General features: G+C 61.7%; 26 protein-coding genes and 1 tRNA gene. 17 read left to right on the forward strand and 10 right to left on the reverse strand.

The features are described from left to right. Positions 1 to 95: 95 nt before the first annotated feature. From AC1RTB_RS23470 to AC1RTB_RS23485, 4 genes are all read right to left on the reverse strand, one after another. Positions 96 to 1,115, reverse strand: coding sequence for an esterase-like activity of phytase family protein (locus AC1RTB_RS23470; RefSeq protein ID WP_492881563.1), 1,020 nt, complete (start codon positions 1,113 to 1,115; stop codon positions 96 to 98). Beyond that, positions 1,112 to 3,007, reverse strand: coding sequence for a cobaltochelatase subunit CobT (cobT, locus tag AC1RTB_RS23475; protein ID WP_492881564.1), 1,896 nt, complete (start codon positions 3,005 to 3,007; stop codon positions 1,112 to 1,114). Before cobT ends, AC1RTB_RS23470 begins: the two co-directional genes overlap by 4 nt. A 12-nt stretch (positions 3,008 to 3,019) precedes the next feature. After that, positions 3,020 to 4,006: a cobaltochelatase subunit CobS gene (gene cobS, locus AC1RTB_RS23480; RefSeq protein WP_492881565.1), complete on the reverse strand. Its 987-nt coding sequence runs from the start codon at positions 4,004 to 4,006 to the stop codon at positions 3,020 to 3,022. A 116-nt stretch (positions 4,007 to 4,122) separates the two neighbouring features. Continuing rightward, a complete protein-coding gene (locus AC1RTB_RS23485) occupies positions 4,123 to 4,749 on the reverse strand; it encodes a J domain-containing protein (protein WP_492881566.1) in 627 nt (208 codons plus the stop codon). Positions 4,750 to 4,890: 141 nt separating this feature from the next. On the opposite strand from AC1RTB_RS23485, the gene AC1RTB_RS23490 reads away from it, so the two are divergent. The 4 genes from AC1RTB_RS23490 to AC1RTB_RS23505 all read left to right on the forward strand — a co-directional run bounded on the left by AC1RTB_RS23490 (position 4,891) and on the right by AC1RTB_RS23505 (position 6,863). Beyond that, on the forward strand, positions 4,891 to 5,193 hold the full coding sequence (locus tag AC1RTB_RS23490; protein ID WP_492881567.1) for a BolA family protein: 303 nt from the start codon (positions 4,891 to 4,893) through the stop codon (positions 5,191 to 5,193). Between the two features lie 83 nt (positions 5,194 to 5,276). Beyond that, positions 5,277 to 5,621, forward strand: coding sequence for an ArsR/SmtB family transcription factor (locus AC1RTB_RS23495; RefSeq protein ID WP_492881568.1), 345 nt, complete (start codon positions 5,277 to 5,279; stop codon positions 5,619 to 5,621). Between the two features lie 4 nt (positions 5,622 to 5,625). Beyond that, on the forward strand, positions 5,626 to 6,156 hold the full coding sequence (locus tag AC1RTB_RS23500) for an arsenate reductase ArsC (RefSeq protein ID WP_492881569.1): 531 nt from the start codon (positions 5,626 to 5,628) through the stop codon (positions 6,154 to 6,156). Beyond that, complete coding sequence (locus AC1RTB_RS23505) at positions 6,153 to 6,863, forward strand: MIP/aquaporin family protein (RefSeq protein ID WP_492881570.1); 711 nt, start codon at positions 6,153 to 6,155, stop codon at positions 6,861 to 6,863. Before AC1RTB_RS23500 ends, AC1RTB_RS23505 begins: the two co-directional genes overlap by 4 nt. On the opposite strand, the gene AC1RTB_RS23510 is transcribed toward AC1RTB_RS23505, so the two are convergent. Genes AC1RTB_RS23510 through AC1RTB_RS23520 form a run of 3 tightly spaced genes read right to left on the reverse strand, consistent with a single transcriptional unit; the run spans position 6,811 to position 9,460 of the window. Further along, positions 6,811 to 7,728: an HlyC/CorC family transporter gene (locus AC1RTB_RS23510; protein WP_492881571.1), complete on the reverse strand. Its 918-nt coding sequence runs from the start codon at positions 7,726 to 7,728 to the stop codon at positions 6,811 to 6,813. The genes AC1RTB_RS23505 and AC1RTB_RS23510 overlap by 53 nt on opposite strands. After that, a complete protein-coding gene (aroB, locus tag AC1RTB_RS23515) occupies positions 7,725 to 8,840 on the reverse strand; it encodes a 3-dehydroquinate synthase (RefSeq protein ID WP_492881572.1) in 1,116 nt (371 codons plus the stop codon). Before aroB ends, AC1RTB_RS23510 begins: the two co-directional genes overlap by 4 nt. After that, positions 8,837 to 9,460 (reverse strand): shikimate kinase, encoded by a 624-nt coding sequence (locus tag AC1RTB_RS23520; RefSeq protein WP_492881573.1) that lies wholly within the window; start codon positions 9,458 to 9,460, stop codon positions 8,837 to 8,839. Before AC1RTB_RS23520 ends, aroB begins: the two co-directional genes overlap by 4 nt. Positions 9,461 to 9,592: 132 nt before the next feature. Here AC1RTB_RS23520 and AC1RTB_RS23525 point away from each other — a divergent pair, with 132 nt between their 5' ends. From AC1RTB_RS23525 to AC1RTB_RS23545, 5 genes are all read left to right on the forward strand, one after another. Then, positions 9,593 to 9,742, forward strand: coding sequence for a histidine kinase (locus AC1RTB_RS23525; protein WP_492881574.1), 150 nt, complete (start codon positions 9,593 to 9,595; stop codon positions 9,740 to 9,742). Beyond that, a complete protein-coding gene (locus AC1RTB_RS23530) occupies positions 9,739 to 10,647 on the forward strand; it encodes a site-specific tyrosine recombinase XerD (RefSeq protein ID WP_492881575.1) in 909 nt (302 codons plus the stop codon). Before AC1RTB_RS23525 ends, AC1RTB_RS23530 begins: the two co-directional genes overlap by 4 nt. A 98-nt stretch (positions 10,648 to 10,745) precedes the next feature. Further along, positions 10,746 to 11,696 (forward strand): acetyl-CoA carboxylase carboxyltransferase subunit alpha, encoded by a 951-nt coding sequence (locus AC1RTB_RS23535; RefSeq protein ID WP_492881576.1) that lies wholly within the window; start codon positions 10,746 to 10,748, stop codon positions 11,694 to 11,696. 224 nt (positions 11,697 to 11,920) lie between these two features. Next, positions 11,921 to 13,183: a L,D-transpeptidase family protein gene (locus AC1RTB_RS23540; RefSeq protein ID WP_492881577.1), complete on the forward strand. Its 1,263-nt coding sequence runs from the start codon at positions 11,921 to 11,923 to the stop codon at positions 13,181 to 13,183. Positions 13,184 to 13,188: 5 nt separating this feature from the next. Continuing rightward, positions 13,189 to 13,422, forward strand: a complete 234-nt coding sequence (locus AC1RTB_RS23545) for a sulfurtransferase TusA family protein (protein ID WP_492881578.1) — start codon at positions 13,189 to 13,191, stop codon at positions 13,420 to 13,422. Between the two features lie 19 nt (positions 13,423 to 13,441). Here AC1RTB_RS23545 and AC1RTB_RS23550 read toward each other — a convergent pair whose 3' ends face one another. Further along, complete coding sequence (locus AC1RTB_RS23550) at positions 13,442 to 14,566, reverse strand: CobW family GTP-binding protein (protein WP_492881579.1); 1,125 nt, start codon at positions 14,564 to 14,566, stop codon at positions 13,442 to 13,444. After that, a complete protein-coding gene (locus tag AC1RTB_RS23555; RefSeq protein WP_492881580.1) occupies positions 14,563 to 15,711 on the reverse strand; it encodes a D-alanyl-D-alanine carboxypeptidase family protein in 1,149 nt (382 codons plus the stop codon). Before AC1RTB_RS23555 ends, AC1RTB_RS23550 begins: the two co-directional genes overlap by 4 nt. A 211-nt stretch (positions 15,712 to 15,922) precedes the next feature. On the opposite strand from AC1RTB_RS23555, the gene AC1RTB_RS23560 reads away from it, so the two are divergent. The 7 genes from AC1RTB_RS23560 to AC1RTB_RS23590 all read left to right on the forward strand — a co-directional run bounded on the left by AC1RTB_RS23560 (position 15,923) and on the right by AC1RTB_RS23590 (position 21,349). Then, positions 15,923 to 17,086, forward strand: a complete 1,164-nt coding sequence (locus AC1RTB_RS23560; protein ID WP_492881581.1) for a M20 aminoacylase family protein — start codon at positions 15,923 to 15,925, stop codon at positions 17,084 to 17,086. 101 nt (positions 17,087 to 17,187) lie between these two features. Next, positions 17,188 to 17,264 (forward strand) — tRNA-Arg (locus AC1RTB_RS23565). A 756-nt stretch (positions 17,265 to 18,020) separates the two neighbouring features. Beyond that, positions 18,021 to 18,254: a hypothetical protein gene (locus AC1RTB_RS23570; protein ID WP_492881582.1), complete on the forward strand. Its 234-nt coding sequence runs from the start codon at positions 18,021 to 18,023 to the stop codon at positions 18,252 to 18,254. Between the two features lie 136 nt (positions 18,255 to 18,390). Then, positions 18,391 to 18,561: a hypothetical protein gene (locus AC1RTB_RS23575; RefSeq protein WP_492881583.1), complete on the forward strand. Its 171-nt coding sequence runs from the start codon at positions 18,391 to 18,393 to the stop codon at positions 18,559 to 18,561. A gap of 144 nt (positions 18,562 to 18,705) precedes the next feature. Beyond that, complete coding sequence (locus AC1RTB_RS23580) at positions 18,706 to 18,996, forward strand: hypothetical protein (RefSeq protein ID WP_492881584.1); 291 nt, start codon at positions 18,706 to 18,708, stop codon at positions 18,994 to 18,996. A 306-nt stretch (positions 18,997 to 19,302) separates the two neighbouring features. Next, positions 19,303 to 19,437, forward strand: a complete 135-nt coding sequence (locus AC1RTB_RS23585) for a hypothetical protein (RefSeq protein WP_492881585.1) — start codon at positions 19,303 to 19,305, stop codon at positions 19,435 to 19,437. 76 nt (positions 19,438 to 19,513) lie between these two features. Next, on the forward strand, positions 19,514 to 21,349 hold the full coding sequence (locus AC1RTB_RS23590; RefSeq protein WP_492881586.1) for an autotransporter domain-containing protein: 1,836 nt from the start codon (positions 19,514 to 19,516) through the stop codon (positions 21,347 to 21,349). Here the strand turns inward: AC1RTB_RS23590 and AC1RTB_RS23595 are convergent. Then, positions 21,313 to 21,684 (reverse strand): hypothetical protein, encoded by a 372-nt coding sequence (locus AC1RTB_RS23595; RefSeq protein ID WP_492881587.1) that lies wholly within the window; start codon positions 21,682 to 21,684, stop codon positions 21,313 to 21,315. The genes AC1RTB_RS23590 and AC1RTB_RS23595 overlap by 37 nt on opposite strands. A 117-nt stretch (positions 21,685 to 21,801) precedes the next feature. Between AC1RTB_RS23595 and AC1RTB_RS23600 the strand changes: the two genes are divergently transcribed. Then, positions 21,802 to 22,470 carry a hypothetical protein gene (locus tag AC1RTB_RS23600; RefSeq protein WP_492881588.1) on the forward strand — a complete coding sequence of 223 codons (669 nt, stop codon included), beginning with the start codon at positions 21,802 to 21,804 and terminating at the stop codon, positions 22,468 to 22,470. Positions 22,471 to 22,553 lie beyond the last annotated feature (83 nt).

The raw sequence follows: 22,553 nt of genomic DNA on the forward strand, positions 1-22,553 counted from the left end.
CGTGTGTACAGCAAGGGACGGGATAGCGCTCTCGAAACCTCCCCCTGCTCCGCTTTGCCGTTCGGCCTTACCGACAGGGTTGAGGGTTGCGCTACTCAATCGCCGTGCAGGATGAATTCCAGATAGAGATTGCGCTGCAGGATCGAGTGGTTGTCGTCGGAGATCAGCGACACCATCAGCGCGCCATCGCTGCGCTGCCAGACGTCGAGCCCTTCCATATTGTCGATCTGGTAGCCCATATTGGCCTCAAACAGCACCGGGCCGTCGGCAACCTGGCCTTTAACGATGCTTTCTGACGCTATGCGCCTCATCCGCATCTTCACGCCCGATGCCATCGAGAAGCTGCGCTCGAGTAGCAACAGGTCGCCGTCAGGCAGGAAGGCGCCGTCGGTGATGTCGAACTCGCCGTGGCGCTTGACGGTGAAGACGCCCTTTTTCGGCCCCTCGATGATCGCGGCGAAGATGTTGCCGGCCGCATCGAGGCTCTTTTCCGACACCACCACCAGCCCACCCTTCTCGGGAGAATAGGCGACCGTCTCGAAGCCCCTGTTCTGGCGCAGTTCGTTGCGCGGCACCAGGAAGTCGAGCTCGCGCAACGCCGGTTTCATGTTGTCCGGGTCGATCTGGTATTGGGCGACGCGATGCATGCGCTCAAAGCCAACCGTGGCTATGCCGTCCTTGACGGCGAGGCCCTCGGCATCGGCCAGCCACTTCTTTTCGATGGCGTTGCCTGAGGCGTCGACCATCTGGACCATGCGGAAATTCTCGACACCGCTCGGCCGCAGGGCCGAATCGCGCGCAATGCTCCCGAAGAACCAGAAGCCGGTGTCGGCGACGCCGATGAAATCGCTGCCCGGCTTCAAAAATCGGAAAGCGGAAAGTGCGCCGAGATTACGCGACGACGATGTCAGTTCGAGGCCACCGACGAATTCGAGCGGGCCGAACATCTTTTGGTCGAGGCCGATCTGGAACTGGGTGATCGAACGGGCGGAAACCTCCATCCGTTCAATGGCCGGCTGCTCGGCCCGCGAAGAGGCGGTGAGCGATGTCGAAAAAGCGAGCGCCACCGTCGCAGCGCACGCAAACTGCCGCAATCGGGCCGCGGAAAAGATCATCCGGCGCGCCGGAAGCCGCCGCGGCGGGTCTCACGCGCGCTCTCTTCGCCAAACAGCGAGGCCAGCTGCTCGGTCATGGCACCAGCCAGTTCTTCCGCGTCGACAATCGTGACAGCACGGCGATAGTAGCGCGTGACGTCATGGCCGATGCCGATGGCCAGAAGCTCGACCGGCGAGCGCGTTTCGATCAGGTCGATGACCGCGCGCAGATGACGTTCGAGATAGTTGCCCGGATTGACCGACAGGGTCGAATCGTCGACCGGCGCGCCATCCGAGATCATCATCAGGATCTTGCGCTGCTCGGGCCGCGCCATCAGGCGCTGGTGCGCCCAAAGCAGCGCTTCGCCGTCGATGTTTTCCTTGAGCAGGCCTTCGCGCATCATCAGGCCGAGATTGCGCCGCGAACGCCGCCAGGGCGCGTCGGCACTCTTGTAGATGATGTGGCGCAAATCGTTGAGGCGGCCCGGATTCGGCGGCTTGCCGTCCTTCAGCCACTTCTCACGCGACTGACCGCCCTTCCAGGCGCGGGTCGTGAAGCCAAGAATTTCAACCGAGACGCCGCAACGCTCCAGCGTGCGAGCCAGAATGTCGGCGCAGGTGGCGGCAACGGTGATCGGACGGCCGCGCATCGAGCCGGAATTGTCGAGCACCAGCGTAACCACCGTGTCGCGGAACTTGGTGTCGCGCTCCTGCTTGAACGACAGCGGCTGCATCGGGTCGATGACGACGCGCACGAGACGTGCGGGGTCGAGATAGCCCTCTTCCAGGTCGAAGTCCCATGAGCGGTTCTGCTGCGCCATCAGGCGGCGCTGCAGGCGATTGGCGAGGCGGCCGACAACACCGGACAGATTGGCAAGCTGCTTGTCCAAGAAGGCGCGCAGGCGGTCGAGCTCGTCTTCGTCGCACAGCTCTTCGGCGCCGACAGTCTCGTCGAAGGCGGTGGTGTAGACCTTGTAGTCGATTTCCCTGGGCAGATTGGCGAAAGGATTGTCCTGGCGGCGTGCCTCGCCCGGCGTCTCCGAATCGACATCGTCATCGTCGGACATATCGTCGGAGGTGGCGTCGGACGCCTCCATCTCGCCGGTCTGTTCCTCTTCGGCGGAAGATTCGGCTTCTTCGGACTGCGACTGGTCGGAACCAGCATCGTCCTCACCGCCCTCTTCGCTCTGCTCCTCGCCCTGCGGCTGGTCGTCCTGGTCCTCGTTATCCTCGGTTTCCTGGTCGTCGCCGTATTCCTCGGCCATCTCCAGCGAAGCCAGCATGTGGCGCACGACACGGGCGAAAGCCTGCTGGTCTTCAAGGCTGCCGAGCAGCCCGTCGAGATCGCCGACGGCCTTGCTTTCCACCCACTCGCGCCAGAGATCGACCATGCGCTGGCCGCTCTTGGGAACGGGCTGGCCAGTCAGCTTCTCGCGCACCATCAGCGCCAGCGCTTCTTCGAGCGGCGCTTCGGACTGTTCGGTGACGTCGGCGAGGTTGGCCTTGGTGTATTTGTCCTCGAGCATCGAGGTGATGTTTTGGGCGACGCCGGTCATGGCGCGGCTGCCAATTGCCTCGACGCGGGCCTGCTCGACGGCGTCGAAGACAGCGCGCGCATGCTTGCCCTCGGGCGCAAGGCGGGCGTGGATGCGGCTGTCGTGGCAGGCGCGCTTGAGCGCCATGGAATCGCCAAGGCCGCGGGTAACGGCGATATCGCCGGCGGAGGCCTTCTTGGGCAGCTCAGGCAGGCGGGCGCGGTTGCCGGCAAGTGCCGGCCGCTCTTTGGCAAAGGCCACTTCAAGGCCGTTGTCACCCGAAATGGCACGCATGCAAACGGTCACGGCGCGCTTGAAGCCGTCGGCTTCGGAGCCCGTCTTTGACTTGTTGCGTGTGTTGTCGCCCGGCCCCGCCATCTGAGCCTGTTCTTATCCCAGCACGACGTTGGCGGCTGATTCGGGAAGGTCCTCGCCAAAGGCGCGCTGATAGAACTCGGCCACCACAGAGCGCTCGAGTTCGTCGCACTTGTTGAGGAAGGTCAGGCGGAACGCCATGCCGACATCACCGAATATCTCGGCGTTTTCCGCCCAGGTGATGACGGTACGCGGGCTCATCACGGTCGACAGGTCACCATTGATGAAGGCCGAACGCGTCATGTCGGCGACACGGACCATCTTGTTGACGATCTCCTTGCCCTTGGCGTCGCGATAGTGCTTGGCCTTGGCAATGACGATCGCGACCTCGTTGTCGTGCGGCAGGTAGTTCAACGTCGTCACGATCGACCAGCGGTCCATCTGCGCCTGGTTGATCTGCTGGGTGCCGTGATAGAGGCCGGTGGTGTCGCCGAGGCCGACGGTGTTGGCGGTGGCGAACAGGCGGAAAGCCGGGTGCGGACGGATGACGCGGCTCTGGTCGAGCAGGGTCAGGCGGCCCGAGGATTCAAGCACGCGCTGGATGACGAACATCACGTCGGGGCGGCCGGCATCGTATTCGTCAAAGCACAGCGCGACATTGTGCTGGTAGGCCCAAGGCAGGATGCCGTCCTTGAATTCGGTGACCTGCATGCCTTCCTTGACCACGATCGCGTCCTTGCCGACGAGATCGATACGGCTGACATGGCTGTCGAGGTTGACGCGCACCATCGGCCAGTTGAGGCGGGCGGCGACCTGCTCGATATGGGTCGACTTGCCGGTGCCGTGATAGCCCGACACCATGACGCGGCGGTTGTAGGCGAAGCCCGCGAGGATCGCCATCGTGGTGGCCTTGTCGAACAGATAGTCCGGATCGATGTCGGGCACGTGCTCCGACGAGGCCGAATAGGCCGGAACGACCATCTTCGAGTCGAAGCCAAACGTGTCTTTCACCGACACTGTCGTGTCTGGCAGGTTGGTGATGTCGCGATCGACCTTGTTCATAGCGTCTCCACGCGCATGGCTTCAGACCACGCCGGCAATCGAATTTTCTTCGGGGGCGGTCTTAAAGCCTTTTCCGACCAGATGAAAGTTGGAAAAGACCACGACCGCAGGCTGGCTCAACACAATCCCGCTTGCTTGAGCACACGATATGCCTGGAGCACATCCCTGAAGCGGTCCTCAGAGCCCCTATCGCCGCCATTGGCGTCGGGGTGGTGGCGTTTTACCAGTTCCTTGTAGCGGGTCTTGATATCGGTCCCGGTGGCTCTCGTATCAAGCCCGAGCGTCTCTAGTGCCTTGGCTTCGAGCGGCTTGGCCTTCCGCTGGCGCGGCGTGCCATGCCCGCCAAATATGGTGTTGGGGTCGCGCATGCGGTTGTAGTAGCCGGCACGACCCGAGCGCTGCTGGGCAAAATCCGGCGCCGAGCGCGCCGTGCCACCAGAACTGGCCGCAGCATTGGAACCAATGGTCCAGGTTGGCCTGTGCCCGGTCATCGCCTCTTTCTGGAAGCGTGCGATTTCGCCCTCGGCGAGGCCGGAGAAATAATTGAAGCCCTTGTTGTACTCGCGCACATGGTCAAAGCAGAACTGGAAGTACTCGCCTTCCTTCATGCGGCCGACGGGTGCCTTATGCGTTCCCGGCTGCTTGCAGCCGTCCCACTGGCAGATCGGCGCGTGCGACTTCACCTCCGCTTCCGGATCGGGCCGGACGCGGATCTTGTCGAAATATTTCGGATACGGCTTCATCGGATTGTATTTACCGCCTCTTGGCGCGGTGAAACAAGAATTGACATTTCAAGGATGTTGGCCCTAACGCCTGATTTGCGGCTCAATTGCGCCTGATAGCACGATTGTTCGCGGCGACACATGTGGTGAAAGGTGAGACCGATGTCCATACAGGCAACCATCGAAGACAAGCTGAACATGGCATTTTCGCCAGAACGGCTTGCCGTCCTCAACGAAAGCCACCTGCATGCCGGCCATCACCACGTCGATGGCGGCGACCATGCAACATTTGACGGCTCGGGCGAAACCCATTTTCGCATCCGCATCGTCGCACCCGCCTTTGCCGGCATGAGTCGCATCGACCGCCACCGCGCGGTCAACGATGCGCTCGCCGCCGAACTCAAGGCCGGCCTGCACGCGCTGGCGATCGAACCCGCAGCGCCCGGCGAAAAGACCCGCTGGTAGCAACTTTCCTTCGCAGCCTATCAACGCTGGCGGCGCAACTGCGCCGTCATTTGACCGTCACATACATCCATTAGTCTGGATATATGGATGCAAACGGTACGATAGACGCACTGGCCGCTCTGGCCCAACCGACGCGGCTCGAAGCCTTCCGCCGGCTTGCTGCGGCCGAGCCTGAGGGCATCGCCGCCGGCGACCTGGCGCGCAGGCTCGACGTGCCGCAAAACACCATGTCGGCGCATCTCGCTGTGCTCGTCCGTGCTGGCCTTGCCAGAAACGACCGCCAGGGCCGCTCGATCATCTACCGCGCCGATCTCCCTGCCCTGCGCAAGGTACTGCTGTTTCTGCTCCAGGATTGCTGCGACGGCAGGCCGGAGATCTGCGCGCCGCTGATTGCCGAACTGTCCCCCTGCTGCGCCCCGTCGGAGTGATTCCATGCCCCACCGCCCCTTCAACGTGCTTTTCCTGTGCACCGGCAACAGCGCCCGTTCGATCCTTGCCGAGAGCATCCTGCGCAAGGATGGCGCGCCGCATTTCAACGCCTTCTCCGCCGGCAGCCAACCCAAGGGTAGCGTCAACCCCTTCGCGCTGACGGTGCTCGAAAGCTACGGCTATCCAACCCAGAATTTTCGCTCGAAGACCTGGGACGAATTCGCGGTAAAAGGTGCGCCGGAAATGGATTTCATCTTCACTGTCTGCGACGACGCGGCTGGCGAAGCCTGCCCGGTGTGGCTCGGTCATCCCGCCAATGCGCACTGGGGCATCGAGGATCCGAGCCATGTCGAAGGCACCGACCTCGAAAAGGAAGCGGCCTTCGTCACCGCTTTCAAATACATGCGCAACCGCATCAGGGCCTTCACGGCACTCCCCATCGCCAGCCTGGACCATATGGCGTTGACCTCGCATCTTGACGAAATCGGCAGGATGGAGGGCGCGAGTTCCAAAGGCACCGACAGCGGCAGATGAGTCGTCCTCTCACCCGCCGCCTGCTGTCTGAGTGCCTCGGCACCGCGTTCCTGCTCGCAACGGTCGTCGGTTCTGGCATCATGGCGGCGCAATTAGCGGGCGGAATTGTCGCCTTGGCGTTGCTCTGCAATGCCGTTGCGACCGGCGCCATCTTGGTGGTGCTCATCTCGATATTCGGACCCGTTTCCGGCGCCCATCTCAACCCTGCGGTCAGCCTCGTACTTGCCCTTGAGAATCGTCTCGAATGGTCATCGCTCTTGCCATACGTCGCCGCACAGGTGGTCGGCGCGATCCTGGGTGTCTGGGCCACGCACGCGATGTTCGACTTGCCGATCGTACAGTTTTCGACAACCGTTCGCACAGGCCCGGGCCAATGGCTCGGCGAGGCGATCGCCACATTCGGCCTGATTCTGACCATCCTTGGATGCATTGCTCAGGCGCCAAAAACGACGCCCTTTGCCGTCGGCCTGTACATTCTCGCGGCCTACTGGTTCACTTCGTCGACATCTTTCGCCAGTCCGGCGGTGACCATAGCGCGTGCCCTGACCAACACATTTGCCGGCATCGCACCGGTCAATGTACCAGCCTTCATTGTGGCCCAATTCGCCGGGGCGTTGCTCGGTCTGTTCGTAGGGCGAATCTTGTGGCCCGGCGCTACTTCGACGGTCGCACTGCAGCCGTCTGCGGCTCCGCCACCGCCGGCCTGATCCTGATTCGTGCCAGCCGATTCTTGTCGCGTTTCATGACGATGAAGCGCTTGCCGTGGAAGGTGAAGGCCTGCTTTTCCTCGGGAATCGACTGGGTCTCGTGAATGACGAGGCCTGCGATTGTCGTTGCCTCGTCGTCGGGCAGGTGCCAGTCCAGCGCGCGGTTGAGGTCGCGGATCGGCACGGTGCCGTCGACCACAACCGAGCCATCGGCCTCCTGCTTGACGCCCTGGACATCGATGTCGTGCTCGTCGGCGATTTCGCCGACGATTTCCTCGATGATGTCTTCGAGCGTCACCAGCCCTTCGACCTCGCCATATTCGTCGACGACGATGGCGAAATGCGCCTTGCGGCGTAAAAAGGCGTTGAGCTGCTCCTGCAGCGTCGTGGTGTCGGGCACGAACCACGGCTTGGACGCAACCTTGAGGACATCGACCCTGGAATAGTCGCCCTCGACGTCGTTGAGCGCGCGCAGCAGGTCCTTGGCGTGGATGACGCCAACGATGTTGTCGATCGAACCGCGCCACAAGGGCATGCGCGTATAGGGGCTCTGCAGGATCTCGCGGACCAGCAATTCGGAGGCGATGTCGGCATTGACCGAGCGCATGGCGGTGCGGTGGACCATGACGTCGGAGACTTCGAGCTCGTGCAGGTCGAGCAGGCCGCCGACCTGGTCGCGGTCCTGCTTGACCACCTGGCCGTCGCGGTGGAACTCGTCGACCGCCCCGCGCAGCTCGTCATGGGCGGAACGCTGCGGCGTCAGCGCGATCAGCTCGTAGCCCAGCGAGGTAAGCAGGCGGTCGCGGAAGGCCAGGACCACAAGGATCAGCCCCACCAGAACGCCCGCAACGATCCAGCCGCTCATCCCGGGTGATTCTCCTTGAGGAAGGAGATCACTTCGGAAGCCGGCACGTCCTTGGCAATGAAGGACTGGCCGATGCCGCGCGTCAGGATGAAGGTCAACGCGCCGCGCGACACCTTCTTGTCCTGGGTGATGTAATTGAACAGCGCATCGGCGTCGGGCAGGCTGCCTGGTATGTCGGCCATGCGCCAGGGCAGGCCAACATCGCGCAGATGCGCTTCGACGCGCGCCGCATCGTCGGGGCTTGCCAGATTGAGCCGCGCCGAAAAACGATGCGCCAGCGCCATGCCGATGGCGACACCCTCGCCATGAACAAGTCGCGCACCGTCATAGGCGGTGGCGGCTTCGAGCGCGTGGCCGAAGGTATGGCCGAGATTGAGCAGTGCCCGGTCGCCGGTCTCGAATTCGTCGCGGGCGACGACATCGGCCTTGGCGCGGCAGGATTGCGCGATGGCCTCGATGCGGGCCGGGCCGCCGTCAAAAACCTCGCGCCAGTTTTTCTCCAGCCAGTCAAAGAACTCCGGACGGTCGATCAGGCCATATTTGGCAACCTCGGCGTAGCCGGCGCGGAATTCGCGCAGCGGCAAGGTGTCGAGTGCTGCCGTATCAGCCAGCACCAGCTTCGGCTGGTGGAAGACGCCGATCAGGTTCTTGCCGCGCGGGCTGTTGATGCCGGTCTTGCCGCCAACGGACGAATCGACCTGGGCGAGAAGCGAGGTCGGCATCTGCACGAAATTCATGCCGCGCCGCACGATGCCGGCGGCGAAACCAGTGAGATCGCCGATGACGCCACCGCCGAGCGCGATCACCGCATCGCCGCGTTCGAGACGGGCGGCGATGATCTGGTCAACGACTGTTTCCAGCGAATCGAAGCTTTTGGTCTTTTCGCCGGCGGGAAGCTTGATCACCGCAGGCGCGTTGCCGGCAGCTGTGAGGCTGGCCACCAGCGGCTCCAGATGCGCTGCAGCGACATTCTCGTCGGTAACGATTGCCGTACGCGCCTTGGGCAGGCGCTGCTGGATCAACTCGCCACCACGCTCGATCAGGCCCGGGCCGATCAGGATGTCGTAGGCGCGGTCGCCAAGCCCGACTTCGACTGTGACGATGCCACTCATTCGTGATCCTCCGAGGCTTCCGAGACATGTATCCTGCCGGGCACGCCAAGATGGTTGCACAGCGCTTCAATAACCTCGCTGGCGATCGCTTCCTTGCGATCGTCGCGGGTCGCTACCGTGAGATCGGCAAGCGCGTAGACCGGGTAGCGCTCGTCCATCAGCTTGGCGAGCACGGCACGCGGATCGGCGTTCTGCAACAACGGCCGATTCTGCTTCTTGGAGACGCGCTCCATCAGAAGGTCGAGGTCGGCCTTGAGCCAGACTGAGACGCCGTGCGCCGCGATAGCCGACCTTGTCTGCGCGTTCATGAAGGCGCCGCCACCGGTCGACAGCACCTGCGGGCCGCTCTCCAGCACCCGGCCGATGACACGCTGTTCGAGCGCGCGGAACTCGACCTCTCCATAACGTTCGAACAGCTCGGGAATGGTCATCCGCGACACGCTTTCGATCTCGTGGTCGCTGTCGATGAAGCCGAGACCCAGCACCTGCGCCACCTTGCGGCCGATGGCGGTCTTGCCCGCCCCCATCAGGCCAACGAAGACAATCGAGCGTGTGCCGAGCCGTTCGAGCAGGGCAGCAACCGAGCCTTCGGGAAATGGAGTCTGCACGTCGGGTGTCATGGCGGCCCTTTCGCCGGCGTATCGACATGAAAAGCCCCGTTGCGTCAAGCGCATGGCACCAAACGCGCCCTTGAATTGCCGCAAGCGGCGTCCCATAAGGGCACAGGATAGTACGGACGGGCAAACACATCGATGCCGACACTTTTCCGGTTCCTTGTCACGCTCGCTGTTCTGGCGGGCATCATTTACGGTGCCATGTTCGCGCTGGTGATGTTCGTTGAGCCCAAGAAGGCCGAAATCACCGTCCGCATCCCGCCCGAAAAGCTCGCACCCAAGAAATGAAAAGCGGCGCGCGCATCGAGGCCTTCCTCGAAATGATGAGCGCCGAACGCGGTGCCGCCGACAACACGCTTTCAAGCTATCGCCGCGACCTCGAAGACGCCTCCGAATATCTTGGCGGCCGCCTTGCCGACGCTGATTCCGCCGGCATTCGCAACTATCTCGACGACATCGCAGGCCGCGGTTTCGCTGCCACCTCGCAAGCGCGCAAGCTCTCGGCACTCAGGCAATTCTTCCGTTTCCTTTATGCCGAAGGGCTGCGTGGCGACGATCCGACCGGCATCCTGGACAGCCCGAGGAAAGACCGGCCGCTGCCCAAGACGATGAGCGAGGCCGAAACCGGACGGCTGCTCGACCGTGCGGCGACGGAAGCCGCCGATCCTGCTGGCGACAGCTTCGCTACAACGAGGATGCATGCGCTTGTCGAGGTGCTCTACGCCACGGGCTTGCGCGTTTCAGAGCTGGTCAGCCTGCCGCTGACGGTGGCACTGCGCGACGAGCGATTCTTCGTTGTGCGCGGCAAGGGCGACAAGGACCGCATGGTGCCGCTGTCGGCCAAGGCGCGTGATGCCATGCGGCGCTGGCTCGATGAACGCAATCGCGATTCCAAGCAGGCCGAGAGCGTATTTCTGTTTCCCTCAGCATCGGAAAGTGGCCACCTGCCCCGCCAGGTTTTTGCCCGCGACCTCAAGGGGCTTGCCGCGCGCGCGGGCATCGCCACAGCAAAAATCTCGCCGCACGTGCTGCGCCACGCCTTTGCCAGCCACCTCCTGCAAAACGGTGCCGACCTGCGCGCGGTACAGCAATTGCTGGGCCATTCCGACATTTCAACCACACAAATCTACACCCATGTGCTTCAGGAAAGACTGCTGAAACTGGTCAACGAACATCATCCGCTTGCCGATTAGGGTCCATATCGCTATGTGAGTGCCACGTTCCACTGGCGCGGCACCGCCATTTTTGTGCTCCCAGTGCCTCCTTTTTCAGCGTGGTAGCCCGCTCGCCAATGTACAATTACCTCGATTTCGAAAAGCCCGTTGCCGACCTTGAAGGCAAAATCCTCGAGCTCAAGAAGCTCGCCGAGAACGGTGAAGCCGTCGATGTCGGCGACGAGATCAAGCGGCTGGAGAAGCGCTCGCGCGATGCGCTGCGCGACGCCTACAAGGCGCTGACGCCGTGGCAGAAGGTTCAGGTGGCCCGCCATCCCGACCGGCCGCATTGCCTCGACTACATCAACGGCCTGTTCACCGATTTCACCTTGCTCGCCGGCGACCGCAATTTCGGCGAGGACAATGCCATGGTTGGCGGCTTCGCCCGCTTCCGCGGCGAACCGGTGCTGGTGCTCGGCCAGGAAAAGGGCTCCGACACCAAGAGCCGCCTCAAGCATAATTTCGGCTCGGTGCGCCCAGAAGGCTACCGCAAGGCTGTGCGCCTGATGGAGATGGCCGACCGCTTCAATATCCCGGTCGTGATGCTCGTCGACACCGCCGGCGCCTATCCAGGTGTGGGCGCCGAAGAGCGCGGCCAGGCCGAAGCCATCGCGCGCTCGACCTCAACAAGCCTTGGTCTCAAGGTGCCTTCGATCGCCATCGTCATCGGCGAAGGCGGTTCGGGCGGCGCGATTGCGATCGCTGCGGCCAACCGCGTCTTCATGCTCGAACATGCGATCTATTCGGTGATTTCGCCGGAAGGTGCTGCCTCCATCCTGTGGCGCGATACGACGCGCTCCAAGGACGCGGCGACGAACATGAAAATCACCGCCCAGGATTTGCTCGGCCTCAAGATCATCGACCAGATCATCACCGAGCCGCTCGGCGGCGCGCACCGCAACGCGGAAGCGGTGATTTCGGCCACCGGCGACCTGATCGCCAAGACATTCAGCGAATTTGCCGGCTCGAATATCGATTTCCGCGAGCATCGCCGCGAGAAATATCTGGCGATCGGCCGCAGCCTCTGATTGCGCAAACTGTGGCCTGAATGGGCCACGGCACGTTTTCGCCACAAAATTGCCGCCTCGGCACGTTCAATGAACTTGCCGTGATTTTGCGCATTTGGGACGGGCCGAGAACTTGCGGTAAGGATTTTTCAAGGTTAACGGCCTTAGGGTCGAGGCAGTATCAGGACGGGCCGGTCGACGGCGTGCTTACGCTGTCGCCGATATGAAGAAGACGACATTTATCGATGATCGCCAATATCGCACGCGCTGGATTGCTCATGGCCGCTCTCGCGGTGGCCGGCTGTTCGGAATCCGCTATCAACGACTTTTCGCCGAAGAATAAGGGCCTGCCGGAGAAGATCCTTTCCGAGATGAAGGCGAAGGGCATGAGCCGCGCCTCGCCGGTCATGGCCCGCATCTTCAAGGAAGAGGGCAAGGTCGAGATCTGGAAGCAGAAGACCAACGGCCGCTACGACATGATAGCGAGCTACAACATCTGCAAATGGTCGGGCAAGCTCGGCCCCAAATTCACCGAGGGCGACCGCCAGGCGCCGGAGGGCTTCTATTCGGTTCGTCCCTCGCAGATGAACCCGAACTCCAGCTATCACCTGTCGTTCAACATCGGCTATCCCAACAACTATGACCGCGCCAACGGCCGCACCGGCTCGAACCTGATGGTTCACGGCGCCTGCTCTTCTTCGGGCTGCTATTCCATGACCGACGCGCAGATCGAGGAGATCTATGCCTTCGGCCGCGATGCCTTCCAGGGCGGCCAGACCGAATTCCAGATCCAGGCGTTCCCCTTCCGCATGACCGCCGCCAACATGGCGCGCTATCGCAACGACCCGAACTACCAGTTCTGGGCGATGCTGAAGGAAGGCTACGACCACTTCGAGATCACCAAGGTGCCGCCGAAGGTCGATGTCTGCGAAAAGCGCTATATCTTCAACGGCGTTGCCGAAGGCACTGGTGCGTTCAACCCGACGGGCCCCTGCCCGGCCTTCACCCAGCCGCAAGGCCTGCAGACCGCCTATCAGGCCTATCAGAGCAAGTATGACGCCGCTTTCGCCAGCGCCTCGAAGGGCGGCGTCGATGCGCCCAAGCCAACGATCGCCGGCGTCAAGGAAGCGGCCATCGTCTCGGAGTGGACCAAGAAGCGGGCGCGTGGCGAGCGCGTGCCGATCGAGCCGCCATCCTTGAACCCTGATGGCACGGTGACCGTCACCGGGCGCATGGGCCGCATCGATTCGGCCGAAGGACGCCGCATGGCAGCGCTCGACGCCGCCGAAGCCGCAAAAAAGAAAGCCGCCGAAGAAAAGATGGCTGCCGTTGCCGCTGCAAAGGCCGCCAAGGCTGCCGCTGCGGAGCCGATTGTCACCGCGACCGTGCCTTCGCCGTCGCCGGTGGTCACCGAAGCGCCAGCCCAGGCAGCCGAGGCTGCCCCCGTCGAACAGGCCGGCACCGCCACCAAGCTCAAGAACAAGCTGCTCGGGCTGTTCGGCAGCTGACCGCAGTGAGCGAGGCGACTGACATTTACGATCTCAGGGGGCTCAACTGCCCCCTGCCCGTGCTCAAGGCCAAGCGTCGTTTGGCCGACATGGCCCCCGGCAGCCTGTTGTGGCTCGAAACCACCGACCCGCTCGCCGTGATCGACATCCCCGCCTTTTGCCAGGACGCCGGCCACAGGCTGGTCGAGACCAAGCCTGTTACAGGCGGTCACCGCTTTCTTGTCGAACGCGGCTCCTGACTTTCAGAAATCGTGAGAGCTACCGCCCGACAATCGCCAGCGGGTTGTTTTCCATCGCCTCGCGATCGGGTGTGTCGATCGCCGGTTTGTTGACGAAGGCCGAAAACAGCCGCTGGACATAGTCCTGCGGCAGGTCGATGCCGATCAGCACCAGCCGCGTGCCCCGCACAGCATCGGGCCATGCCGGCAGCCGCGCCGGCGGGTGCAGCATCTTTTGCACGCCGTGAATGACCAGTGGCCGCGCCGGGTCCTCCATCAGCTCGACGATGCCCTTGATGCGCAACAGCTTGTCGCCCTGGGTCGACAGCAAAAGGTCGAGGAACATCTCGATGGTCGAAAACGGCAGCGCGCCGCCATGCGTAAGCGAGAACGAACCAATCCGCGCATCGTGGCCATGCGCGTGATCGTGGTGGTGATCGCCATGGTCGTGGCCATGGTGATCATGATGGTGGTGATGATCGGCGTGATCACCCGCCTCGCCCAGCCAGCGGCGCACGTCGGCGGTCTTGGTCGCCGGGTCGTAGAGCCCGCATTGCAGAAGCTTTGCGACGGCAGGACCCTCGACCGCGCGGATTTCGGCGCCCGGATTGATGCGGGAAAGCCGCGCCTTCAGCGCATCGAGCCATTCGGCATCGTCGACAAGGTCGGCCTTGGTCAAAACGATGCGGTCGGCTACCGCCACCTGCTTGACCGCCTCGACATGGGCGTCGAGCGTGGCTGAACCGTTGACCGCGTCGACGACCGTGATGACGCCGTCGAGCCGGAAGGCATGGATGAGGGCCGGATGGCCCATGATCGACTGTAGGACCGGCACCGGATCGGCGAGACCCGTGGTCTCGATCACCACGCGCGCCAGCCGCTCGATGCGGCCGGTTTGCAGGCGGTCGACAAGATCGGCGAGCGTGTCGACAAGTTCGCCGCGCACGGTGCAGCACAGGCAACCATCGGACAGCTCGATGACACCGTCCGAGGCCTTTTCGACCAGCAGATGGTCAATGGCGACATCACCGAATTCGTTGATGATGACGGCGGTGTCGACGAGCGCCGGATCCTTGAGCAGACGGTTGAGCAGCGTTGTCTTGCCAGCGCCGAGAAAGCCGGTCAGCACCGATACGGGGATCGGAAATACGGCTTGCCGGTTCACGACTTGGCCGCCCCCGATGCGAGCGGCGCGGCGCCTGCCGGCGCAGGCATGTCGGGACGCCACGTCGGCAGCGGCACGTCGGCATATTCAACCAGGTCGCGGCCGCCGAGCCCCTTCGGCTTCGGACCCGTTGCGCCACCGAGGCTGACTGTCACCCAGTTACGCGGGCGCGTCATTTCGGGGATGATCGAAACCTTGTCGGGCGCAGCGCCCGCTTCGGTCGGCGCCGGGCCGTCGGAGGCCACATGCTTGGCCTTCTTGGAGCAGACCTCTTCGCGCATGTTGGTTGCCAGATCGCGATTGTCGCCATACGCCGCCAGCGTGCCGACAGTCGCTGGACTGGTGCTGGTGCTACCGAAGCCGGCCTGCAGCAATTTGGCCGCTTCCTCGGCGCGGTCGTCGGGCGAGGTCGCGCCCAGCACGATCGCTGCGAGCGTGCGGCCGTTGCGATTGGCGGAAGCGACCAGGTTGAAACCCGATTCGCAGACAAAGCCGGTCTTCATGCCGTCGGTGCCGGGGAACCGACCGACAAGCGGATTGAAATTCTTGAGCTTTGCCTTGCCGGCAATGATGCCCTCGATGTCGAAGTAGGACGCGTATTGCGGGAATTCGAGCCGGATCGCCCGCACCAGAATCGCAAGGTCGCGCGCCGTCGTGTACTGGTCGGGGTCATGCAGGCCGTTGGCATTGACCCAATGGCTTCCGGTCATGCCCAGCCTTTGCGCCTCCGCGTTCATCCGTGCTGCAAATGCCTCGGTCGTGCCACCGACATTTTCGCCGATGGCGGCTGCGACGTCGTTGGCGGACTTGACCATGATGATCTTGATGGCGTTGTCGAGCGTCAGCACCGAACCCGGCTGGTAGCCCATCTTGGCCGGCGGATAAGATGCCGCCTTCTTGCTGATCTTGATCGGCGAATTGAACGCCAGTTCGCCTGCCTGGACGGCCCGGAAGGTCGTATAGGCGGTCATCAGCTTGGTCAGCGACGCCGGATGCCAGCGCAAAAACGCGTCCTGATGTTCGATGACGGCACCGGAATTGACATCGAAAAGCAGTGCCGGATTGGCGGCCGCGGGGGCTGCGCCAAGCGCGGTTGCGGCTGCAAGCCCAAGGAACATGCTTCTGACGAACTGCATCTTCATCATCAAATCCGAAATCGCCTCTTGCCGATCATAGCCGGCCGTCCATAAGATTTCCGTAAACCGGGATGGCAACGCGCTGGCCGGCAAAGAACCCATGGCCACGGCGTCGCCGCTGCTGCTAAATAACCTATGTGACGCCAAGATGGCAGAGCTTGCGCGATCACAAATGCGAATCTGGACCTCTGGTCCAACAAACAGGAAGTCGAGACAAAACATGCCGATCCTGAACCGAGCCGCCGAAATGCAGGAAGAGATCGCCGGCTGGCGCCGCCACCTGCACCAGAAGCCGGAGCTCAATTTCGACGTCTTTGAAACTGCCGATTTCGTCACCGGCAAGCTCAAGGAGTTCGGCTGCGACGAGGTCGTCACCGGCATCGGCCAGACCGGTGTGGTCGGCATCATCAAGGGCAGCCTCGGTGCCGGAAGCGTGGTTGGCCTGCGCGCCGACATGGACGCCCTGCCCATCGAGGAGATCACCGGCAAGCCCTACGCCTCGACAGTGCCGGGCAAGATGCATGCCTGCGGCCATGACGGTCACACCGCGATGCTGCTGGGGGCCGCCAAATACCTCGCCGAAACGCGCAATTTCGCGGGCTCCGTCGCCGTCATCTTCCAGCCCGCCGAAGAAGGCGGTGGCGGCGGCAACGAGATGGTCAAGGACGGCATGATGGAGCGCTTCGCGATCCAGAAGGTGTTCGGCATGCACAACATGCCGAACCTGCCGGTCGGCCAGTTCGCCATCCGTCCCGGTGCCATCATGGCGGCGACCGCCGAATTCACCATCACCATCAAGGGCAAGGGCGGCCATGCCGCCATGCCGCACCGCGCCATCGACCCGATCGTCGCCGGCAGCCAGCTGGTGACGGCCTTGCAGACGATCGCCTCGCGCTCGACCGACCCGGCCGAAGCAATCGTCGTTTCGGTGACCAAGTTCATTGCCGGCTCGGCCTATAACGTCATCCCTGAGCACGCTGTGCTCGCCGGCACGGTGCGCACGCTGAAGAAGGAAGTCGCCAAGCTTGCCCAGGAGCGCATGAGCGCGATCTGCCGCGGCGTCGCAGAAGCGACCGACACCGCGATCGAGCTCGACTACGACTCCAACTATCCCGTCACGGTCAACCATCCGGAAGAAACGGTGTTTGCCGGCGATGTCGCCGCAACCGTCGCTGGCGAACCGCAGGTGCACCGGGCGATCCAGCCACTGATGGGCGGCGAGGATTTTTCCTACATGCTTGAAGCCCGCCCGGGCGCCTTCATCTTCATCGGCAATGGCGACAGCGCCAACCTCCACCATCCGGCCTATGACTTCAACGACGAGGTCATCCCCCACGGCGTCAGCTACTGGGTCAAGCTGGCCGAGACGGCGCTGGCTGCCTGAGGCCGTTTTGGGCGGGAATTGCCAGCCTCGGCCGGTCCCGCCATTTGCCCGCCAAAAATCATTGGCGAATCCGCTGGAAGCCGTTATGTGTGCAGTGAAATGGTCCCGTAGCTCAGTAGGATAGAGCGGCAGATTCCTAATCTGTAGGTCACAGGTTCGATTCCTGTCGGGATCACCAACAAAATCAAGAACTTAGGTTCCGAAATTTGCTGGCGGCATGTTGCGTCATGTTGCAACTGGGTTCCCTTGATTTCCAAGGGTTTCCAAATGACCACGGCTAATCCACGCGACATGAGCGCGACATGGATTGACCCCGCGCCAATTTCTGGCACCTGCGCCGGCAACGGGGAGAAATCATGCCCAAGATCGTCAAAGCCGAGAGCTTAAGGTTGGGTTGATGGCCAACACGACCTCCACACAAGCGTCGATTTCTCGGATTGTTTATCTTGCTGTCTCGCCATCTTGCGGCCCGCACGGTTTGAGATGCTTGAACGCGAGGACAACATCGTCCTCAATAGCGACACTTCGCTGAAGCAATCCCCAGGAATATACGGCGTTCGAAAGTCTTTCACGGAGGCTGCTGCATGGGGCTTATCCGCCGTGATTGCCGGCGCACTCATCGCTTGGACTGCTGTTATGCTGTTCGAACCGGGCACAACTTCAATCACGTTGGCAGCGTGCATTGGAACGGCAATCCTCCTTTGGGCAACGCTCGCTCTTAAAGGTTGGGACATCCAAACGCATGGAGGTGTTACCCTGACGGAACGTGTGAACCGATGGTGGTTCAGGGGTCTGTATTGGGCAGGGACGATGTTGATCGTAATGGCCGCGGTTTGGGGCATTCAATAGCAACTGCCGACCCAGCGTTCAGGCTTCGAATCAATCAGGCGGACGCTGTATGGCCAACACAGGTCACATACTGCCCGAACAGAAGATGCCCAAGCTGATCGTCGTGGCGGCGTTCAACCGAGATGCCGAGGGCAACCTTCAGCCAGCGTTCGATCCCAGAGAAATGCAAAGCGAAGATGCAGCAGTGCGCTTGGCCAAGATGGGCGAAAGCGAACATGCCGGCGTCATCGCCTGGTCTCGCGATGCCAACCCAGCGATTGGCGAGTATGGCGAGCCGAAAATCCTGTATCAGCATGGCGAAGTGCCGGACATGGAATGACATTGCGGCGCTGTAGTAGGCCCGACGCGCCTCAACTGCGGCAAAGGGGTAGCGCTCTGATGCCATGACTTGGGCAACGGGGTACTGCCGAGATGCTTGTCGTAGTCGAGCGGGCCAACTTGAGGAGACGCCGGCCATGAAGCAATTCGCATACATTGCCGGCGCGACGATTCTAACTCTGTACTCGGCGCTCGCCTTTGCAATGTCTCAGGCATGCTGGAACTACGAACTGTTTGTCGTGGAGAAGACGATCCACCGCAATTGCCGGTACATCTCCTATTTCGTCCCGAGCTTCCTGCTGCCATGAATGTCCTAGGCGATTAGCAGAAGCCTCTTGCCTTCTAGACCACATGGATGTCACCAGGCAGCAACGAACCCGATGTCAATGGCTAGATTTGACCATTGCGAGGGCGAAAGGGCTACGGCAGTTTTCTCCCAAAAGGAGATCACCATGGCGCTCGTGATTTGTGACTTGGCAGCAAACGACGATGGCACCTGGCAAGCTGTGTTCGATGTAGACAACCCGTGTCTATGGGTGCAGTGGATTCCGAACGACTTGGCCCCCTACGTGCCCGACTGCTTCACGCTAGACGATTTCTTCAGCGCCTCTCGTGCTAACCGGCTTCACAAGAGAGCGCGCGAAAGCCTGTCCATCTTGTTCATCACCTCGATATATGGGCGCTGGCAGCACAACCAAATCGGGCCAAGAATACAAAAAACCCCGCCACTCATTGGGTGGTGACGGGGCTCTTGATTGGTCAGGTTTAAGGACGCGGTACTGGATACATGACCGCTCAGCCATAGTTGCGCGGCTTGGTTAATCGCTGGTAAAAGGTGAGGCAGGTCAATCTATTAGTGTACTTGCTCACTACGGCTCTGAAGCCCAACAATGGGCGCCCAGATGGGTGAAGTGGGCCGACGCAGCGCCCTACGGCAAACAAGCGAGTGTTGCGTCGGCACCCAAGCCACCCCTGCGCAAATGCAGACGGCCCGCTTCGGATCGAACATCCTGGCGGGCCGTTCATTGTGATCGCTAGATCCGAAGTAAATGCAAAGCGGCGATGCGGCGGTTCGCTTCAGCAAGATGATCGAAGACCAGCATGCCGGCGTGATTGCTTGGTCGCGTGACGCAAAGGGGCTGCGCATCGGCCTCTACTGCCACGGCGTGCAGGAAATGGAGTGAGCCCGCGCTAATAGACGATTGCCTCTGACCAATCGCTGCAATATTGGTGTGTCGGGCTTGAGGGGGAATAGTCGAAATGATTGGGCGGGAAACGCTGTTCATTGCAGCGACAGTTGCATTGTTTTCGCTTTCGGGCGTTGCTCACGCGCAGACGCATGAAGTGATCGATACCCGTCCCGCGTGGAATGGGACCAGTTTCATCTCCTCCTTTGGCGTGCCGAATACTGCGACCTACGGCCAGACCATTACGCCGACCGCTGCGCAGACCAATTTGCGGGATTTCACGTTCTACCTGCATCAGTCATCGGGAACAGCGCCGCAGGTGCAAGCCTTCGTTTACGAGTGGAACCCTACGACGCAACGGATCGTGGGTTCCCCGCTTTACCAGTCCACGGTATTCATCGCCCCTTCTGGCGCTGGCTACAGTCCAGTCACCGTCAGCACTGGTGGCGTCACCTTGGTCGCCGGAAGCCAGTACGTGACGTTTCTCACGACCTCTACGACTTCCCCCCAATCAAACGGGAGCTATGGGTGGGGTGCAATTGGCTCGGACGGCGTCTATGCAGGCGGTAAGTTCGTCTTTTTTAACAATGGCATTGATTTCTCTCTGCTTTCCTCCGCTAGTTGGTCATCCATTCAACAAGACCTGGCGTTCCTTATGACCTTCGGGATGCAACGACCCGACTATGGAGCGCTGAATCGGAACCAGCAGGCGGCAGCCAATTCGCTGCTCTCATATTTCGATGCGAACGACACACTTCCACCTGCCTTCGCGGACCTGAGGGCGGAAGAACTGACCCTGTTTTCTGGCGAGGTCGGGACAGCCGCAATTTCATCGGCGCTGCATTCGGCCAATATGTTCTTGGCCCAGATCAGCGACCCATATGCGACGGGGGCCGGCAGCACGCCGCTGGTTTCACAGCGCCCCGCCCCTCTGAGTTATACGACCGATACCACACAGTTGTCCTCGGAGGTGGCGCTGGCCGCCCTTGCCGGAGACACGCCGAGCGCGGCTGAAGCCGCCAACAACGAACTCGCCAAGGCCGGAGTGAAGTCGGCCCAGACCGGTCATGGGATTGAAACGCCCTGGGGCATGTGGGGTACGGTTTACGGCGGTTCACAGGATATCGACGGCGACGTGACCATCGGCTCGTCCAATCTGACAACGCGCGGCTGGGGCGTCGCGACCGGGTTCGATCGCCGGATGGATGGTGGCAAGGTCGGTTTTGCGCTTGGTGGCGCCGGCTCGAACTTCTCGCTGGACAACGATTTGGGTTCCGGCCGCACCGGAGTGTTCAACGCCGGCGTCTATGGCTCGAGGACGTTCAGCCATGCCTATGTGTCGGCCGCAGCAGGCTACGCCTTCAACAGTGTCGACACATCGCGCACGGTCATGGGCAACAACTACGAGGCCGACTATAACGCTCATACCCTGTCTGGCCGCCTCGAAGCTGGCTACCGCCACGATACGTCGTTTGCAGCGATAACGCCGTATGGTGCGGTGCAAGGGGCGAGCTACTTCATGCCCAGCTATTCCGAGACGTCGACGGACAGCAGCGCGCCCTTGGCGCTGAACTACGATTCACACACAGAGTCCATCGTCCGCACCGAGCTTGGTGCACGGCTGGAACACTTCATCGCTACAGAAAGCGCCGGCATCAAATTGACCGGGCGCCTTGCTTGGGCCTGGAACGGGGACAGCCCACGCACCGTCACGGCCAACTTCCAGAATCTTGGCGCCCCGAGCTTTACCGTGGATGGTGCTGAACCGGATCGCCACGCGCTGCTCGTCGATGCTGGCGCTGAGTTTGGTATCTCCGACAACATGTCGGCCAAAGTCTCATTCAACGGCGAGTTTTCGGGTAATGTCTCCGCCTACGGAGCTGCTGCCTCTTTGAAATACCGCTGGTAGTCGAGATCCTTGGGCCTGAACGCAGAAAAAGCCCCGCCACCTTTGGCAGCGGGGCAGTATGCAGAAAAATGCATTTTGGTCAGGCGTCGGGGCCATGTCTTCCTGATCTGTTCAGCCGACCGGTAGTTGAGGTTTTCGGCGACCGGCGCCATGGCCGAACCAACCTCATGGTATGGCGTGGCGAGCACATAGGCTGCGTGTCGAAGCGGCAAGGCGGCGGCCTGGATCTCATCCAGGATCGCTTCGAGATTGGCGACTTGGCCTGGCGAAAGCGGCGTGCCGAACACGCCAGATGAGCGCGAGCGCAAGGCCGCGTAGAACTTGCTACGGTCCATAGAAATGTCCTTTGAGTGTGAGAAATGGCGCCTGGCCAGTAAACCGTCGCTTGAGCGTCTGGCGAATTACTGCCGTTTCTGGCATCTCTCCTTGCAGGGTGATGCAAGGGGCATTTTGTGCAGACGTTTGACCGACTTCTTAGTCTTGGGCCGAATTGCGAGACCAAGCTCAACGCTATCCGCATCATTCGAAAGCGATCGGGGAAATCCGACGAGGCAAGGCGCTCTCAGATACATCCGCCGCAGGCCCCGAGTGGCCCGTTTGACTGGCAAGGAACGCCGCAAACGTCACTGCTTGAGTATTTCCGCCGGGACTTTGTCGGGTGCTTTGACCAGGGCGACTTGTCGATCTCGAACGGGGTGATCGAAAACCCGAAGATTGGGACTGTCCATCCTCATGAGTTCCCAGTCGGCTGCGACGAGGATGCATTCGGCAAGCGATACGCGGAATCCCGAAGCCGGCACGACTACCTTTGCACGAAGTTCAAAGCCATGTTGGCAGAGCCTGTTCGAACGCTGTTTGTGATCTCTGAGCAGATGGCCCCGGAAGTCGAGGTTGAGCTAAGAGGCCACCTGAAGCGGTACGGCGCGGCGAATTTCGATATCCTCGCCTTGGACGTGCCGAAGCTCGCTGACGCTGAATGGCCTTCGAATTGGCCGATATGGGACAAGGCGCTTGCGCCATTCGCTTTCGCCAAAAGCCGCAGGCTGGCGCTGCCATCGGCCGGCTTTTTTCTGAGCCAGATGAGACGACTTCGAAGGCATCTGGCCGACATGCGGTTCTGAGCTAGATGTGAGCTTTCAGGAGGTTGTCCATTCGGTCCCGGCCGGGAAAGCTGAGGTTGTCAAAGCTTCAGTGAGTCTCGGAG

The organism is Aminobacter sp. GW821-FHT11F06 (assembly GCF_058808215.1).

What these genes read in the sequence shown, in the direction of transcription:
- AC1RTB_RS23570 (WP_492881582.1), top strand. Translation starts at nt 18,021, where the DNA reads ATGCCCAAGCTGATCGTCGTGGCGGCGTTCAACCGAGATGCCGAGGGC.
- cobS (WP_492881565.1), bottom strand. Translation starts at nt 4,006, where the DNA reads ATGAACAAGGTCGATCGCGACATCACCAACCTGCCAGACACGACAGTG.
- AC1RTB_RS23540 (WP_492881577.1), top strand. Translation starts at nt 11,921, where the DNA reads ATGATCGCCAATATCGCACGCGCTGGATTGCTCATGGCCGCTCTCGCG.
- AC1RTB_RS23535 (WP_492881576.1), top strand. Translation starts at nt 10,746, where the DNA reads ATGTACAATTACCTCGATTTCGAAAAGCCCGTTGCCGACCTTGAAGGC.
- AC1RTB_RS23580 (WP_492881584.1), top strand. Translation starts at nt 18,706, where the DNA reads ATGGCGCTCGTGATTTGTGACTTGGCAGCAAACGACGATGGCACCTGG.
- AC1RTB_RS23590 (WP_492881586.1), top strand. Translation starts at nt 19,514, where the DNA reads ATGATTGGGCGGGAAACGCTGTTCATTGCAGCGACAGTTGCATTGTTT.
- AC1RTB_RS23575 (WP_492881583.1), top strand. Translation starts at nt 18,391, where the DNA reads ATGAAGCAATTCGCATACATTGCCGGCGCGACGATTCTAACTCTGTAC.
- AC1RTB_RS23530 (WP_492881575.1), top strand. Translation starts at nt 9,739, where the DNA reads ATGAAAAGCGGCGCGCGCATCGAGGCCTTCCTCGAAATGATGAGCGCC.
- AC1RTB_RS23560 (WP_492881581.1), top strand. Translation starts at nt 15,923, where the DNA reads ATGCCGATCCTGAACCGAGCCGCCGAAATGCAGGAAGAGATCGCCGGC.
- aroB (WP_492881572.1), bottom strand. Translation starts at nt 8,840, where the DNA reads ATGAGTGGCATCGTCACAGTCGAAGTCGGGCTTGGCGACCGCGCCTAC.
- AC1RTB_RS23510 (WP_492881571.1), bottom strand. Translation starts at nt 7,728, where the DNA reads ATGAGCGGCTGGATCGTTGCGGGCGTTCTGGTGGGGCTGATCCTTGTG.
- AC1RTB_RS23505 (WP_492881570.1), top strand. Translation starts at nt 6,153, where the DNA reads ATGAGTCGTCCTCTCACCCGCCGCCTGCTGTCTGAGTGCCTCGGCACC.
- AC1RTB_RS23595 (WP_492881587.1), bottom strand. Translation starts at nt 21,684, where the DNA reads ATGGACCGTAGCAAGTTCTACGCGGCCTTGCGCTCGCGCTCATCTGGC.
- AC1RTB_RS23500 (WP_492881569.1), top strand. Translation starts at nt 5,626, where the DNA reads ATGCCCCACCGCCCCTTCAACGTGCTTTTCCTGTGCACCGGCAACAGC.
- AC1RTB_RS23490 (WP_492881567.1), top strand. Translation starts at nt 4,891, where the DNA reads ATGTCCATACAGGCAACCATCGAAGACAAGCTGAACATGGCATTTTCG.
- AC1RTB_RS23520 (WP_492881573.1), bottom strand. Translation starts at nt 9,460, where the DNA reads ATGACACCCGACGTGCAGACTCCATTTCCCGAAGGCTCGGTTGCTGCC.
- AC1RTB_RS23470 (WP_492881563.1), bottom strand. Translation starts at nt 1,115, where the DNA reads ATGATCTTTTCCGCGGCCCGATTGCGGCAGTTTGCGTGCGCTGCGACG.
- AC1RTB_RS23585 (WP_492881585.1), top strand. Translation starts at nt 19,303, where the DNA reads ATGCAAAGCGGCGATGCGGCGGTTCGCTTCAGCAAGATGATCGAAGAC.
- AC1RTB_RS23555 (WP_492881580.1), bottom strand. Translation starts at nt 15,711, where the DNA reads ATGATGAAGATGCAGTTCGTCAGAAGCATGTTCCTTGGGCTTGCAGCC.
- AC1RTB_RS23485 (WP_492881566.1), bottom strand. Translation starts at nt 4,749, where the DNA reads ATGAAGCCGTATCCGAAATATTTCGACAAGATCCGCGTCCGGCCCGAT.
- AC1RTB_RS23495 (WP_492881568.1), top strand. Translation starts at nt 5,277, where the DNA reads ATGGATGCAAACGGTACGATAGACGCACTGGCCGCTCTGGCCCAACCG.
- AC1RTB_RS23525 (WP_492881574.1), top strand. Translation starts at nt 9,593, where the DNA reads ATGCCGACACTTTTCCGGTTCCTTGTCACGCTCGCTGTTCTGGCGGGC.
- cobT (WP_492881564.1), bottom strand. Translation starts at nt 3,007, where the DNA reads ATGGCGGGGCCGGGCGACAACACACGCAACAAGTCAAAGACGGGCTCC.